We start from the raw sequence: 15,291 nt of genomic DNA on the forward strand, positions 1-15,291 counted from the left end.
TTATTTTGTGATAGATGAATTGGTTTTAGCTTCTTCTGTTTTGATTTTCTCTAATTCAGCTTTTGCTTCTTCAACAACATCTGGAAAATCGGTAAAGTTTTTAATTACACTTTCTAAAATGTAAGTGGCTTGAAAACTGTCTTTTAATCCGTAGAAGTTTTTAGCCATAACTACTAAGCCTTTTGCTCCATAATATTTATAACCAGAATAATCTTTGGCAATTTTTTGAACTACAACATTTGAAGTTTCAAACTGACCTTCTTTATTTTTAAAATAAGCGTCGTAAAATAATGCTTCGGCAGCTAATTCACCTTTCGCAATTTTTAATAATTTCGCATAAGCTTCTTTCGCTTTAGCCTCGTTATTTGTTTTCATTGCTGCACGAGCTACGATAATTTGAGCATCACTTTTAACTCTGTCTTCGGTTTTGTCGTTTGCTAATACTTTATCTGCATAAACAACTGCATTTGCATAATCTTCTTTGTCGTAATATGCTTTCATTAAATTAGATTGAGCAAAAGTTACGTTTTGAGGAAAATCAGCTTCTGTTTCTAATCGTTTTAAAACCGGAATAGCTTTTGTATAGTCCTTAGCTTTTAAATGAACTTGACTTAAACGAGCCAATGCTTGTTCGGTAAATTCACTTCTTGGTTTATCAACTACAAATTCGTAATGCTTTACTGAATTGCTTTCTAGACCATCAGCAAAATACAATTGTGCTAAATAGAAGTTTGCATTTAATGCATGTAAACCTTGAGGGAATTTTGAAACATAATTTGAAAAACCTGCAATGGCTTGTTTTGAATTATTCATTAAATATTGCTTTTCAGCAGATTCATAAGTTGTATTATCTAAATCGGCATTTGAGACTTCAACGAAACTTAGAGTTTTAACCCAATCTGCATATTCATCTACTCTACCGTTATCTACATAAATTAAACGAGCTGTTGCAACCGCTTCCAAAGATTCAGGAGAATTTGGAAATTCAGCAACCACCTTTTTGAATTTAGTTAAAGCTTGTTCGCTTTTATTTCCGTTATAATATATTAATCCTTGTTTTAAAATAGATTTTGCTACGTAAGAACTTGTTTTATTCGTTTGAATTAACTTATCATACGTTGCAATAGCTTTATCGGTTTGGTTTTCGTTTACATAGGTATTTCCTAATTCATAATACGCATCATCTGCATATTGAGAACTCGGATATGTTTTAACGAATTTTTCTAAATCTTCAATTTTCCTATCATTTTTACCAACAAAACCGTAACTGATTCCTTTTTGGAAAGCAGCATAATCTGCATCAACACTTTTTAAATCGATTGCTTTATTATAAGCATCCATTGCTGGCCAATATTTGGTAGAAATAAAATTACAATCACCCAAACGCAAATAAGCATCTGTTTGTCGTACTTTATCGTCTTTTACAACAGCAATATAATCTCCAAAATATTTTATAGCATTGTCGTATTCTTTTAATTTGAAATAAGCATACGCTAAGTTATAGTTTGCATTTTTAAATTCAGGAGTAGTTTTAGCATTTGCATCATTTACAAATTGCAAGAAACTTAATTTAGCTTCGTTGAAATTATCTAAACTGTATTCTGTTTCTGCTTTCCAAAATGTTGCTCTTGCAGAAAACTTAGCATCTTGTCTTTCTGCAATAGATTTTTTAAATAAATCGTAAGCACCTTTATAATCCCCATCAGTATATAGTTCTAAACCTCTGTAGAAAGCAACTTTTTGGTACGCTAATTTATTTTCTGGTCCTCTATTTTTTTCTAATAAAACTAAAGCTTCTTTATAATTTTTAGAAGTGATGTATGAACTAATCAATAAAGTATTGATTTCTTGTTTATAAGATGTGTTTGGATATTTAGCCAAATAACTATTTAAAACTTGAGGAACTGATTGGTATGGGTTACCAATTTCGTAACTCAATTTAGCATAGTTTAAAAAGGCATCTTCTTGGATTTTCTTTTCAAATTCCATTTCTGAAGCCGTTTTAAAAGCATTTAAAGCTTGTTGTTTTTTTTCGGTCTTTAAATAACTTTCACCTAAATGATAATAGGCATTCTGAGCAACGAAGTCATTTCCGTTGATGATTTTATTGAATTGCGCTATTGCATTTTCAAAATCATTTTGTTTGTAATACACATAACCCAATTGGTAATAATCGGTATTATTCCATTTTCCTTTTTTTCCTCTGTAATCTACTAAATACGGAAGCGCTTTATCGTATTGTTTTAAGTTGAAATAACTTTCACCAATAATCTTAGATAATTCACTTTTTTCAACAGCATTTGATTTTGGCATTTGCTTCAATCCTAAATCAATAGCTTTTTGGAAATTTCCAAGTTTGAAATTCATATCTGCTTGAAAATAGCCCATTTTTTCTTTGTACTTGTCTTTATCCTGAACTTGGTCAAAATACTGATTAGCACTTGTATAGTCATCAGATTCATAAGAAAGGTAACCCAAATAATATTTGGCCTGACTACCAAAAGTCTTCGAATTAATAACCTTATTAAAGTATTTGGTAGCTTCTTTATTATTTTTGGCTGTAAAATAAGCGTATCCTTTTTGGAAATTATATTTTTCCAAATCAGAATACGACATCGATTCTGTATTCGCTTTATCAAACCAAGCCAACGATTGTGCATAATTTCCTTGATCAAAATAATAATGAGCCACTTCTATATATGCCTGATTTTGCTTTGTACTTGTAGGATAATCTTCTACAAAACTTTCAATTAAAGCATCTGCACCCATTTGATTTAAACGAATAGCACAATTTGCAATGTAATAAGCACAGTCAGCCTGAACTTCTTTATTATCAACCTGGTTTTTTACTTTGTCAAATAAAATTTGAGCTGATTGATATTGCATATCTTTATACAAAGCAAGTGCGTTATCAAATTCTTTTAATTCATGCGTATAAACAGACGATTGTTGTCCAAATACTGAAAATGAAATTAAAAATAAAAACAGAAATCTTAGTTTAATTATTGGAATCATTTGGCCTTATTTTATTGCTTTCAAATATAGATTTTATATACTTATTAACGAAAGAGATTAACGTTTTATTGTAAAAGATTATTAACATTTTTATCAACGATAACAATAATTTGCATCATATTTAAGTTTTATATTTTGAAAGCGAAAATATAGTTATTACATTTACACATTAAATTAGAGTTACATTATGTCACAAACCATTCTTTCATTAAAAAACGTTTCTATTTTTCAAGAGAAAAATCCAGTTTTAACCAATATTAATTTAGAAGTTAATAAAGGAGAATTCATCTATTTGATTGGAAAAACTGGAGCTGGAAAAAGTAGTTTTTTAAAAACACTTTATGCCGATTTAACTTTGACTGAAGGTGAAGGAAATATAGTTGACTATGATTTAAAAACCTTAAAAGAAAATGACATTCCTTACCTGAGAAGAAAATTAGGTGTTGTATTTCAGGATTTTAAACTTTTACCCGATAGAAATGTAAAAGAAAATCTACTTTTTGTTTTAAAAGCAACAGGTTGGATTGAAAAAGAGGAAATGAATGTGAAAATTGATGAAGTTTTAGACAAAGTTGGGATGAAAAACTACCAATCTAAAATGCCACATCAATTATCTGGTGGAGAACAACAACGTATTGCCATTGCTAGAGCTTTGTTAAACGATCCTGAATTAATTTTAGCCGATGAACCAACAGGAAACCTTGATCCGCAAACCAGTTCTGAAGTAATGCAAGTTTTAAAAAACATTAACGCTACAGGTAAAACGATAATTATGGCAACTCATGATTATGCTTTATTGCTTAAATATCCTTCAAAAACATTAAAATTTGATGAAGGAAAAGTGTTTGAAGTAGTTCAAAGAACGGTGTAATGCTTTCTATTTTAATTCCAACTTATAACTACAAATGTTATGACCTTGTTGTAGAATTAAAAAAACAATGCGATTTAGTTCCTATAGAATATGAAATTATTGTTTTAGACGATGCTAGTGCTCTTCAAATACAAGAAAATCTTGCTATAAATACTTTAGAAAATTGTTCCTATCAAAGTAATTCGTCAAATTTAGGCAGAGCTAACAATATTAACAAGCTTATAAATCTTTCAAATTTTAATTATTGTTTGATTTTAGATTGTGATGTTTTTCCTAAAAACGATAGCTTTATTTCTAATTATTTAACCGAAATTAATTCTGAGAAAAGTATCGTTTTTGGAGGAATTGATTATCAACCGAAAACTCCAAGTCCAAATGAAATGTTGCGCTGGAAATACGGTATAAATAGAGAAGCTGTTTCTGTAGAAAAAAGAAAAAAAAATCCATACAATAATCTATTGACTTCAAATATTTTAATTTCAAAAAAAATATTTAAAACTCATTTATTTCATACTGAAATTATTGAATACGGTTATGAAGATTTGGTCTTTGCAAAAAAATTAGAACATGAAAAAATTCCAATAAAAAATATAGAAAATGAAGTATTTCATTTAAATTTAGAAACATCGGTTGAATTTCTTCAAAAAACGGAACGCGCTTTAAACAACTTATTTTTCCTGGAAACAACTGGAATACTTCCATTACAATCAACTAAAGTTACAAAATTACATAACAAAGTTAAACAACTTCATCTTAACAAATTATTTGGGAAACTATTTGACCTTACAAGTTCGATATTAAAACAAAACCTTTGTTCTAAAAATCCAAATTTAGTTATATTTGACCTTTACAAAATTTTATACTATTGTAATATTTCTAAATAAATGCCATTAATTTCTGTTGTAATTCCGTTGTACAATAAAGGTTTCATTATAAAAGAAACTTTAGAATCTGTATTGGAACAAACGTTTACCGATTATGAAATTATAATTGTAGACGATGGTTCAACAGACAATGGTTATGAAGTTGTAAAAGAATTTTCCGATAATAGAATTCACTTATTTCAACAAGAGAACAAAGGAGCAGCATCGGCAAGGAATCTAGGAATTGAAAAAAGTGCAGGAATTTACATTGCTTTTTTAGATGCAGATGATCATTGGGAAACTAATCATTTAGAAGAATTAGTAAAACTAGCTGATAAATATCCAAATTGTGGTGCATATTGTTCGAGATATCAAATAAAAAACTCAATAAATTCAATACATCAACCATATTTTAAGAATATCACAAATGATTTTTATGGAATTGTTGAGAATTATTTTGCATCAAATCATCCCTATAAAATAAACATTACTTTAAATCAAATGATTCCTAGAAATATTTTAATGGAATTAGGTTGTTTTACAGAATCAATTACAAATGGTCAGGATCTAGAATTATGGACAAAAATAGCTATAAAATATCCTGTTGCATTACACAATAAAACTACGACAACATATAATTATTATTTACCTAATTCTCTATCAAAAAAGAGCATTAAATCAATGAAACTGATGGATTTTAGTCAGTTTTTAGAAAATGAAAAACAAAACGAAGATTTAAAAGACTTTTTAGACAAATACCGAATTGAATATGCTTTACAGTATAAAATTGCTGGTGATTATGAAAATTCAAAAAAATATTTAACCGAAGTTAAAAAAACGAACATTTCACTTATAACAAAAATATTATTCAACATTCCTTCAAAAATATTAAAGAAATTATTAGCTTTTAAACATTGGTTAAGAAAAAAAGGAATTGATTTTACGGTTTATAATTAAGACTCCTTTTTTAAGAAAATTTCAAAATCTCTAATATAATCTTCTTCTTTAAAAACATCGGAAGCAATAACTAAACAAACCGATCCCGAAGAAAAGTTTTTTAATTCACGCCAAATTCCATTGCTTATTAGTAACCCTTCAAAAGGCTTATTTAAAGTAATTTTTTTTTGATCATTTCCATCGTTAAGAATAACATCAAAACTTCCAGAAAGTGCAATTAAAAACTCTTGTTGCTCTATGTGCGAATGGCCGCCACGTTCAGCAGCACTAGGAACATCATATAGATAATAAACACGTTTTATTGGATAAGGAATTACATCATTTTCTATAACCGAAAGATTACCTCTTGGATCTTCAATTTTAGGTATTTTAAGTAATTTACAGTCTGATATATTTCGCATATTTATTTTTCCCTTTTATAGCTTTATTTAATAATTTTCCAATATTTGAAAAAGCAATATTACCTTGTTTTACATCAAAAAACAACTTTAAAAACACCCAAAATAAATACTTTTTATTAAAAATACGATAAAAAATTGCTCCTTGATTAAAATATTTTAATTCATTAGAAATAACTTGAGAAGTCGTTTTATTATTATGAATCGTTAATGTTTTAGGAACAAATCCTATTTTTATTTTTTTCTTCTTTGCGTCTGCCAAAAAAACAGCTTCTTCACCAAGTGATATAAGACTTCCTAATCCGAAATTTTCATCAAAAGAAACAATATTATAAATACTTTCTCTTTTAAAAATCAGCTCAATTGATGATGCATTTAAAACTTCAAACCAGTTTAACTTTGGTTGAAATTTATCGGGATATTTTTTTGAAAAACCACCAGATTCTATTTTAAAACGAAAACGAAAGCCATCAAAATCTTTACGTTTATTAAATGTTTTTATTATTTTTTCAGAGAATTTTAAATCAAAAACAACGTCGTCATCTGTAAAAACTAAAATGTCTTTACTTGAATTTTGAAGAGCAATATTTCTACTTTTAGACAAGCCTTTTTCAAACACATTGATAACTTTTACTGATTCATAATCAGATTTTAAGATTGCATCGCTAGTAGTTTGATTGACAATTAAAATATTAAAATTGTAGAAACCTGAAAACACAAACATAGACTGCAAAAAATCGAAATTTGTTCGATTCATCGTAGCAATTAAAATTTCAATATCTGATGTATTATAGGTTTTTATCAATTGTGTTATCTTTACACAAAGATAGACAAATTAGAAATAGAAAAAATCAATGAAAATTTTATTACTTGGTGAATACAGCAGACTGCATAATTCTTTAAAAGAAGGATTGGTTTCATTGGGTAATGAAGTAATTATTGTAGGTTGTGGCGATAAGTTTAAACAATTTCCTGTAGATTATTTTATTAATGCAAAAATTTGCAACGACAACAAAATTGCCAATTTCCTTTTTAAAAGTATTCGTAAAGTAACTTCCGTTAATTTTGAAAAGATTGAAAAAGCAATTCGATTTTATTTTTTACTTCCAAAACTAAATGATTTTGACCATGTACAATTGATTAATTCAGATGCTTTAGAAACTTACCCTTTTCTGTCGCGTTTTTTGTATAAAAAATTATTTACCAAAATAAAATCGAGAAGTTTATTAGTATGTGGAGATGAAGCTCCGGTTATAGAATATTTGTTAAAAAAAGAAATGAAATATTCTATTTTGACTCCTTATTTTGAAAATAAATCACTTAAAAAACAATTCAATTTTCCTTTGAAATACATTACTTCAGAATATCGAAAAACGTTTAACTGGTTAAAAGAAAATTGTCAAAATCTAATTACATCTGATTTAGATTATGAAATTCCAATGCAACAAATGGGGTTTCAAACTACGCTTATTCCTAATCCAATAAATACAGATAAGATTAAATATTCGCCTTTAAAAATAGAAAACAAAATCATTATTTTCTTAGGCATAAATAGATTGAGTTATCTTAAAAAAGGGATTCCGTTTTTTGAAAAAGCATTAGAAATTATTCAAAGAAAATATCCAGAAAAAGTCGAAATCATTATTACGGAAAACATTCCATATAACGAATACATTTCTATTTACAATAAAGCACATATTTTACTGGATCAAGTATATGCTTACGATCAAGGTTATAATGCTTTAGAAGCGATGACAAAAGGAAAAGTGGTTTTCACAGGTGCAGAAAGTGAATTTTTACAACACTATGATTTAAACGAAAATGAGGTTTGCATAAATGCTCTTCCTGATGTGAATGACATTGTTGAAAACCTGAGTTTGATAATTGAAAGCCCAGATTTAATTTTAGAAATTTCAAAAAACGCAAAAACTTTTATAGAACAAAAACATCATTACAAAACTATTGCAAATACTTATTTAAAAACTTGGGGCTTTTAATATGATTCTTTACAAACAGTAAAACAACCACAATCATTGCAAATTCAAAAGGAAAACTAAATCTGCTATTATTTCCAAAGGTTACCAATGCTTGTAAAACAGAACTCGAAAAAACAAGTGCAATAATTATCAATTCAAATGTGATTCTTCGGTTTTTAAGAAATAAATAAAAATAGAAAAACATCAATCCAATAAAAACAATCTTAAAAATTTGAATAATGAAACTTTGAATTTTCCATATAAAACCAATTATAGAATCGACACTTGAATTATTAAATTTCACAAAAGGTTTCATATCAAATACTTTCCAAAAATCTAAAAAAGATTTTGAAATAACTTGTTCAAAAAAATCAGCTTGATTATTTTCAATTGTTTCTTTTCCAAACTTACCTAACTCATTAGATAAATCGGGGAAATTATTATAATATTTATTAAAAACGCTATCATTATAAGCATACCAAATAGACATGGCAACATCTTTATTTTCTTTTATTGCTTCATCTCTATATTTAATATAAGGATCTTTAATCCATTTATATTTTTCGGGAGCTTTCTCTACAAAATATACACAATTTTGAGAAATATTTAAACCAAAATAAGTAGTTGAAACAAAATAGCCTGTGTTCAATTTATTTACATAAGACCATCCAAAATAAGCAATTAACGGAAAAATCAAGATTATAATGCGTCTATTAATAATTTTCTTAAAACTAAATGATTTTAAAGCATATAAACCATAAAATAAAAAAGATACATAAGCATAAAATGGTTTTATTAATACAAGAAAACCTAACAATAAACTGATTAAGACTAATTGTATTAATGTAGGCTCTTCTAAATACTTTTTTGAAAGCATCCAAAAGATTATACTGAAAACAAACACTACAAAAGCTTCAACTAAAATAGCAGTTTCAAAAAAGAAATAACATAGTAAACTGTTTATAAGTAAAACAATCCAAAAACTTTGTTTTTTTGAAAATTGTAATTCTTCTAAGGTTGCATACCAAAAACACAATGTAAAAAGTCCTATTAAAAACTGGTACAACATTGTAATTTTCATAGTTCCAAAAGCCAAAGCAATTAAAATTGGATAACCTGGACTTCTCCAACCAATATATCCTGAGAAATCTAATTTTAGAATATATTCAGATAATTCCATATAACTCCAACTGTCAGGAACTTTAGTGATTTTTAAGTACATTAAAAACAATAAAGTACGAAACAAAAATCCAATAAGAAGTAACAACTTAACTTCTTTTTGATTTAAAAACTGAATTATTTTATTTAAATGTTTCATTAAATCATCATTTTTCTAAAATAAATACTAACAACAATAAAGTATAAAAAATAAGTAACAGCGTAAGCCATAACAGCACCTTCTACACCAAAAATTTGAATTCCAAAATAACTCGAAAAAATTAAAATGGTAAACGAAATTATTTCGGTAATAAAATAAGGTTTAACCAACTTTTTAGCAAAAAACTGTATGGCTAAAATTAACGCTGCTGCTCTAAAAAAATCACCTAATAATTGCCAAAAAAACAAATTTGAAACTGCTGAGAAATCTTTGGTAAATAAAACTAAAATTACAATATCTTTTAAAAAATACATAAGAATTAAACCAACACTAAATAATGGTAAAATAGTTTTGTAAAACTGCTGAACTAACGGCCTATTTTCTTGCAAAGATGCTGTTTTAGAGAGCTCTGGTAAATAATACAAACTGACTAAAGTAGTAATAAACATCATGTAAAAGCTCGAAATTCTACTCATCGCTTCATAATATCCGGCTGCTTCAATTGATTGTGCTGAAATGATTAATTTTCGAATATAAATGTATACAACTGGTGTTAAAATAGAAGAAAACAAAGTCATTGAAGCAAAAACAAATACTTTTTTAATTTGATTAAAATCAAAATGTTGAATATTTAAAACTTCTTGCAATGAAAATTGCTTTAAGAAATAAAAACCTGAAAAACAGAATAATAAAAACGAAACAATCGACACCGAAATCATTGCTCCCAAAACGGTAAACTTCCACATTAGGAAAACCGAAATTAAGAGTCCGGCTATATAACTAAAAATAGTTGTCGTAATTACATTTTTATATAAACTAAGTCCGTTAATTACAGAAACAAAAAACAAATGCAATATTGAGAATGGAATTGAAAAAGCCAAGATTTGTAACGCTAATAAATACGTTTCATTTCCATTTAAAATAGAAGTTAAAAAATAACTTGAACCTATTAAGACAGTAAAACTAACCAATAAAGAAGTAATTAATAAAGTGTAAAAAACAGTCGTCAATAAAGAATATACTTTGTTTTTATCTTCTTGATTTTCTGCAACCGTTTTAACAATTCCATTTTGAAAACCTAGAATTCCAACAGCTTCTAGAGTGGAACTAAAATTTCTGAAATTTCCCATTAAAGCCATTCCAGATGGACCAATAAAATAAGCAATTGCTTTTGAAGAAAGTAACCCCGTAAAAATTCGCACCAATAGACTTGCGCTATTAAAACTCGCAATTTTAAATAAAGGTGATTTTGCTATATTTTTTATCCAATTCAAATTAGTAGTTATTTAAAGTGGCAATGATTTTATTGATTTCTGCTTCCGTCAAAGTTCCGTTTAAAGGAATACTTAAAACCTCATCATGAATTTTCTCTGAGATAGGATAAGACAAAACATTCCAATCTTTTAACGCTTTTTGTTTGTGTGGTGGAATTGGATAGTGAATCATTGTTTCAATTCCGTTTTTAAGTAAATATTCTTTTAAATCATTTCTGTTTTTTGTTCGAATGACAAACAAATGAAAAACATGAATCTCTGAATAGTCCCAAAAAGGAAGAATTATTTTTTCGTTTTTTATTTCAGTTAAATAGCGTTTTGCAATTTCTCTACGAATTTGATTTTCTTTATCAAGTTCTGGTAATTTTACATTTAAAAAAGCAGCTTGCAATTCGTCTAAACGAGAATTAACTCCAATTAATTCATTTTCATATTTTACTTTAGAGCCATAATTTCGAAGTGAAAATAAAACCTCAGCCAATTCATCATCATTTGTGGTAATGGCACCAGCATCGCCAAGAGCACCTAAATTTTTTCCTGGATAAAAGCTATATGCTGACGCTGATTTAAGATTGTTGATTGCTGATTGTTGATTGTTGAATTTAGAACCGTGTGATTGAGCTGCATCTTCAATAATCAACAAATTATTTTTTTGAGCAATTTTGTTAATAGCCTCCATTTCACACAATTGACCGTATAAATGAACCGGTAAAATGGCTTTAGTTTTAGAGGTAATTTTAGCCTCAATTAAATCCGGATTTAAATTATATGTTTCTAATCTTGGTTCAACCAAAACCGGAACTAAATCAGCCTCAAGAACTGCTAAAATAGTCGCTATATAAGTATTTGAAGGAACTATTACTTCATCTCCTTTTTGTATTTTCCCTAAATGAATATTGGCTTTTAAAATTAAAACCAAAGCATCTAAACCATTACCAACACCAATGCAGTGTTTTGCTCCACAATATTGCGCAAAACTTTCTTCAAAAAGCTTTACTTCCTTTCCTAAAATATACCATCCACCTTCTAAAAATTGTTCCATTTTTTGTTTGAAAGCGCTCTCAAAAGTTTGGTTTACTTTTTTTAAATCTAGGAATTTTATCATATTAAAACAGTGTCTAAAAGTGAATGGTTTTTAGTTTCAATTTCATAGAAATTTTGAACAATTGTTCTTGCTCCAAAACTTTCTTTCCAATAATGTAAACTTACGTTTAGTTTTCTTCCATGTTCTTCATTTGAAATTCCAAAGTCGAAATATTTCTCATTTTTATAGACTACGTTAATTAAATGATGATACAAAAAGTCTAATCCTCCAAGCTCGTTATTGAACGCTTTATTTCCCGAAATATATTGAGGATGAATCACATTATCAGTTACAAAAACTGTAACTCCACCAACTATTTTATCAACTTGATAAACATTATATTGTTTAATTTGATTAGGAAATTTTGACTTTAAATAAGAAATTTCAGTTAAAGAATGAACAGGATTTGCATTATATCGCTCTTTTAAATTAGGAATCAATAGTTCGTTCCAAAATGAAGTAAAATCATTCTCTTCTTTAACTAATAAACCATTTGACTTTCCTTTTTCGATTCCTCTTTTTCGAACTCTTGAAACAGGAACTTGATTTGAAATTTCTAAAACAGCTAATGCATCTCTCCTATTTAGTTTTGCATCCAAAAGGAAACTAACATATTCCATTTCATCAGATGGAAAACTATTGTAAATGGATGGAATAATTTTTAAGTGCAACTTACTTATAAGATTTTTGTTCAAAAACTCTAAAATCGTTTTAACAATTAAAATTACATCTGACAAAATCACTTTCGCATTCAATACTAGTCCTCCATAAGTTAATCCTTGATGAGAATGTAAAATATTTTCAACTTTATGCGCAGGTAAAACAGCAACCAATTTATCTTTAACATCAAAAATAAGCAATGAATAGTCATCAAATCTATCTTTATGATATTCCATAAAGTCTCTATGAAATAAAAATGTTGCATTCTTTGCGTTTGCTACAAATGTATTCCAATCCTTATAATGACTTGACTGATATCGATGAACTCTATAGTTATTCAATAGAAATTATTTTTTGGAAAATTACTAATTTTTTAATTCTTCAGCAGTAGTTTTTACTATTTTCTAATAAAAAACATTATATTGGTACTGAAATATTTATTTTTTCATGATAAAAAAAATTACTCTTATCCTTTTTTTATTTTGCCTACTAATTCCTGTCTCGTTTTTTGCACAGGATATTTCATTATATACACAAATTAACGGACGTTATGATTTTACATTTGTTGGTAATACTTTAAATACCAATGAAAATTCGTTTATGTCTTCACCTACAATTCTTACAAGTTCTTCCGCAGATTTAAATTTAGCTTCAACTGATGTTATTGAACGAGCTTATTTATACTGGGCAGGTTGTGGAACCGGAGATTTTAATGTACAATTAAATGGAATTGATATAACTCCTGATAGGACGTTTTCAATTATTCAAGCTAGTTCTGGTTGGCCACATTTTAGTGCATTTAAAGATATTACTGCTCAAGTACAAGCCACAGGAAATGGAACTTACACACTTTCTGATTTAGATTTAACAGCTGAAATTCCTCAATATTTTCAAAACAGAACTAATTTTGGAGGTTGGGCAATTATTGTGGTTTATCAAAACGATGCTTTACCCTTAAATCAATTGAATATTTACGATGGAATGCAAGCTGTTCCTGATAGAATTGATATTTCGCTAAACAGCTTAAACGTTATTGATAATTTTGATGCTAAAATTGGTTTCTTAGCTTGGGAAGGCGATGTTGGAATTGCGAATAATGAGTCACTAACCATTAACGGAAGTGTATTAAGTAACCCTCCGCTAAACCCAAGTAACAATGCTTTTAACAGTACTAATAGTGTAACAGGTTCAAACTCTTTATTCAACATGGATTTAGACATTTATACTATTCAAAATAACATTCAAATTGGTGACACAACTGCCGATATTTCATTAACTTCAGATCAAGATTATGTAATGATTAATGCAATTGTAACTAAACTAAACAGTCAATTACCCGATGCTACAATTGTTTTAAATAATTACATTTCAGAATGTAATACAGGTTATATAGAACTAGACTATACTGTTTATAACGTTAATAGTACTGATTTTTTACCTGCTAATACACCAATTACTTTTTATACTCAAAACACATTACTAGGCACTTTTTATACTCAAAACGACATACCAATTGGCGGAAATGAAAACAATACTATTATATTAAATATTCCTAATGCTATTTCAAGCCCTTTTACACTTACTGCTGTTGTAGACGATAATGGAACAAGATCAGGAATTGTTACTGAACTTGTAGAAACAAATAATGAATTTGAAACCGTTATTGAATTAAAATTACCACCTACTTTTAATTATTTAGAAGATTTGTTATCATGTAACTTAGGTTTAACCAAAGGAATATTTGATTTTTCAAATTATGAAGAATTGGTTAAGAACGACCAATCTCATATTGTAACTTTTCATGAAAGTTATAACGATGCCTTTTTAAATAATAATGAAATTTTCAATACTACTAATTTTGAAGCTATCACTACTCCAAAAGAAATTTTTGTGAGAATTGAAAATGAATTTTGTTATAGCTTAACTTCTTTTAATCTAAGAACAAGAAACTGTCCGCCAGAAGTATTTAATGCAGTTTCTGCAAACAATGACGGATTAAATGATAGTTTCTATATTGAAGGCTTACGCGATATTTTTGTTAATTTTAAATTAGAAATATACAACCGCTGGGGAAAACACATTTGGACTGGTGATAACAGCATGCCTGATTGGGATGGAAAAGTTAAAAAATCAGTTGGACCAGATGATGCTCCTGATGGAACTTACTACTATATTCTTTACCTAAATGATCCAGATTATAATGAACCCTTAACTGGTTATTTATACCTTACGAGATAAATGAAAAATGTTACCAAAATAAACATCATTAATATTTTTTTGATGCTGTTCTCTTTTTGTTTTGCATTTCTATTTCCTTTTGAATTATTTTTAATTGTTTACGCAATTTTAGGTCCTTTACATTACTTAACTGAAATCAATTGGCTACATAAAAAAAACTATTTCACTACACAAAAGAAAGATTATTATGTTCATATTTTAATCTTGTGCCTTATATCAATTGCTCTATTTTCACCCTTATCCTATTATTTGAGAAAATATTTAGCGGTATTTATCTTTATAGCTTTTACCTCAAGTTTCGGTATGGTTTATTTCAAAGAGTTAAAATCAAAAATTATATTCAATACTATATCAATAATAATTGGTTTTGTATTCTTTTATTATTTCGACAGTGAATTTAACATTACTTTCTCCATGTTTTTACCAACATTAATCCATGTATTTATTTTTACAGGATTGTTCATTTTAATTGGTACATTAAAAGAGAAAGGTGTAACTGGTAAAATTTCATTAGTAATTTTCATTGTATCTGCTTTAGCACTTTTACTCATTCCAATAAATTTTAATTTTTCTGTTGTTACAGAACAAATTCAGAACAACTATCACTCATTTGAAAAACTAAATCAAAAAATAATTA

Annotated in this window: 13 protein-coding genes; 5 read left to right on the forward strand and 8 right to left on the reverse strand. The window is 27.7% G+C overall.

The features are described 5' to 3' along the window. Positions 1-3,015, reverse strand: coding sequence for a tetratricopeptide repeat protein (locus tag OLM55_RS12085; RefSeq protein ID WP_264559156.1), 3,015 nt, complete (start codon positions 3,013-3,015; stop codon positions 1-3). 187 nt (positions 3,016-3,202) lie between these two features. Here OLM55_RS12085 and OLM55_RS12090 point away from each other — a divergent pair, with 187 nt between their 5' ends. From OLM55_RS12090 to OLM55_RS12100, 3 genes are read left to right on the forward strand one after another with little or no spacing between them, the layout of a single operon-like run. Next, positions 3,203-3,886, forward strand: a complete 684-nt coding sequence (locus OLM55_RS12090) for a cell division ATP-binding protein FtsE (protein ID WP_264559157.1) — start codon at positions 3,203-3,205, stop codon at positions 3,884-3,886. Next, on the forward strand, positions 3,886-4,770 hold the full coding sequence (locus OLM55_RS12095) for a glycosyltransferase (RefSeq protein WP_264559158.1): 885 nt from the start codon (positions 3,886-3,888) through the stop codon (positions 4,768-4,770). Before OLM55_RS12090 ends, OLM55_RS12095 begins: the two co-directional genes overlap by 1 nt. Beyond that, on the forward strand, positions 4,771-5,706 hold the full coding sequence (locus OLM55_RS12100) for a glycosyltransferase family 2 protein (RefSeq protein WP_264559159.1): 936 nt from the start codon (positions 4,771-4,773) through the stop codon (positions 5,704-5,706). It abuts the gene before it with no gap. On the opposite strand, the gene OLM55_RS12105 is transcribed toward OLM55_RS12100, so the two are convergent. Both OLM55_RS12105 and OLM55_RS12110 read right to left on the reverse strand, forming a co-directional pair. Beyond that, entirely contained in the window at positions 5,703-6,107 is a 405-nt protein-coding gene (locus OLM55_RS12105) for a sugar 3,4-ketoisomerase (RefSeq protein ID WP_264559160.1), read from the reverse strand. The two genes, OLM55_RS12100 and OLM55_RS12105, sit on opposite strands and share 4 nt — an antisense overlap. Beyond that, positions 6,085-6,909, reverse strand: coding sequence for a glycosyltransferase family 2 protein (locus tag OLM55_RS12110; protein ID WP_264559161.1), 825 nt, complete (start codon positions 6,907-6,909; stop codon positions 6,085-6,087). The genes OLM55_RS12105 and OLM55_RS12110 overlap by 23 nt, the downstream gene beginning before the upstream one ends. A 49-nt stretch (positions 6,910-6,958) precedes the next feature. Here OLM55_RS12110 and OLM55_RS12115 point away from each other — a divergent pair, with 49 nt between their 5' ends. Beyond that, positions 6,959-8,101 carry a glycosyltransferase gene (locus OLM55_RS12115; RefSeq protein WP_264559162.1) on the forward strand — a complete coding sequence of 381 codons (1,143 nt, stop codon included), beginning with the start codon at positions 6,959-6,961 and terminating at the stop codon, positions 8,099-8,101. On the opposite strand, the gene OLM55_RS12120 is transcribed toward OLM55_RS12115, so the two are convergent. From OLM55_RS12120 to OLM55_RS12135, 4 genes are read right to left on the reverse strand one after another with little or no spacing between them, the layout of a single operon-like run. Continuing rightward, positions 8,064-9,398: a hypothetical protein gene (locus tag OLM55_RS12120; RefSeq protein ID WP_264559163.1), complete on the reverse strand. Its 1,335-nt coding sequence runs from the start codon at positions 9,396-9,398 to the stop codon at positions 8,064-8,066. The genes OLM55_RS12115 and OLM55_RS12120 overlap by 38 nt on opposite strands. After that, on the reverse strand, positions 9,398-10,672 hold the full coding sequence (locus OLM55_RS12125; RefSeq protein WP_264559164.1) for an O-antigen translocase: 1,275 nt from the start codon (positions 10,670-10,672) through the stop codon (positions 9,398-9,400). The genes OLM55_RS12120 and OLM55_RS12125 overlap by 1 nt, the downstream gene beginning before the upstream one ends. Before the next feature lies 1 nt (position 10,673). Continuing rightward, the gene (locus OLM55_RS12130; protein WP_264559165.1) at positions 10,674-11,777 is read right to left on the reverse strand and encodes a DegT/DnrJ/EryC1/StrS family aminotransferase; all 1,104 of its coding nucleotides are present in this window, start codon (positions 11,775-11,777) and stop codon (positions 10,674-10,676) included. After that, entirely contained in the window at positions 11,774-12,757 is a 984-nt protein-coding gene (locus OLM55_RS12135; protein WP_264559166.1) for a GNAT family N-acetyltransferase, read from the reverse strand. The genes OLM55_RS12130 and OLM55_RS12135 overlap by 4 nt, the downstream gene beginning before the upstream one ends. 106 nt (positions 12,758-12,863) lie before the next feature. Between OLM55_RS12135 and OLM55_RS12140 the strand changes: the two genes are divergently transcribed. After that, on the forward strand, positions 12,864-14,654 hold the full coding sequence (locus OLM55_RS12140) for a gliding motility-associated C-terminal domain-containing protein (protein ID WP_264559167.1): 1,791 nt from the start codon (positions 12,864-12,866) through the stop codon (positions 14,652-14,654). A 380-nt stretch (positions 14,655-15,034) separates the two neighbouring features. Here OLM55_RS12140 and OLM55_RS12145 read toward each other — a convergent pair whose 3' ends face one another. Then, complete coding sequence (locus tag OLM55_RS12145; protein WP_264559168.1) at positions 15,035-15,205, reverse strand: hypothetical protein; 171 nt, start codon at positions 15,203-15,205, stop codon at positions 15,035-15,037. Positions 15,206-15,291 lie beyond the last annotated feature (86 nt).

The sequence above is a fragment of the Flavobacterium sp. N2270 genome (genome assembly GCF_025947225.1).
Taxonomy (GTDB): Bacteria; Bacteroidota; Bacteroidia; order Flavobacteriales; family Flavobacteriaceae; genus Flavobacterium.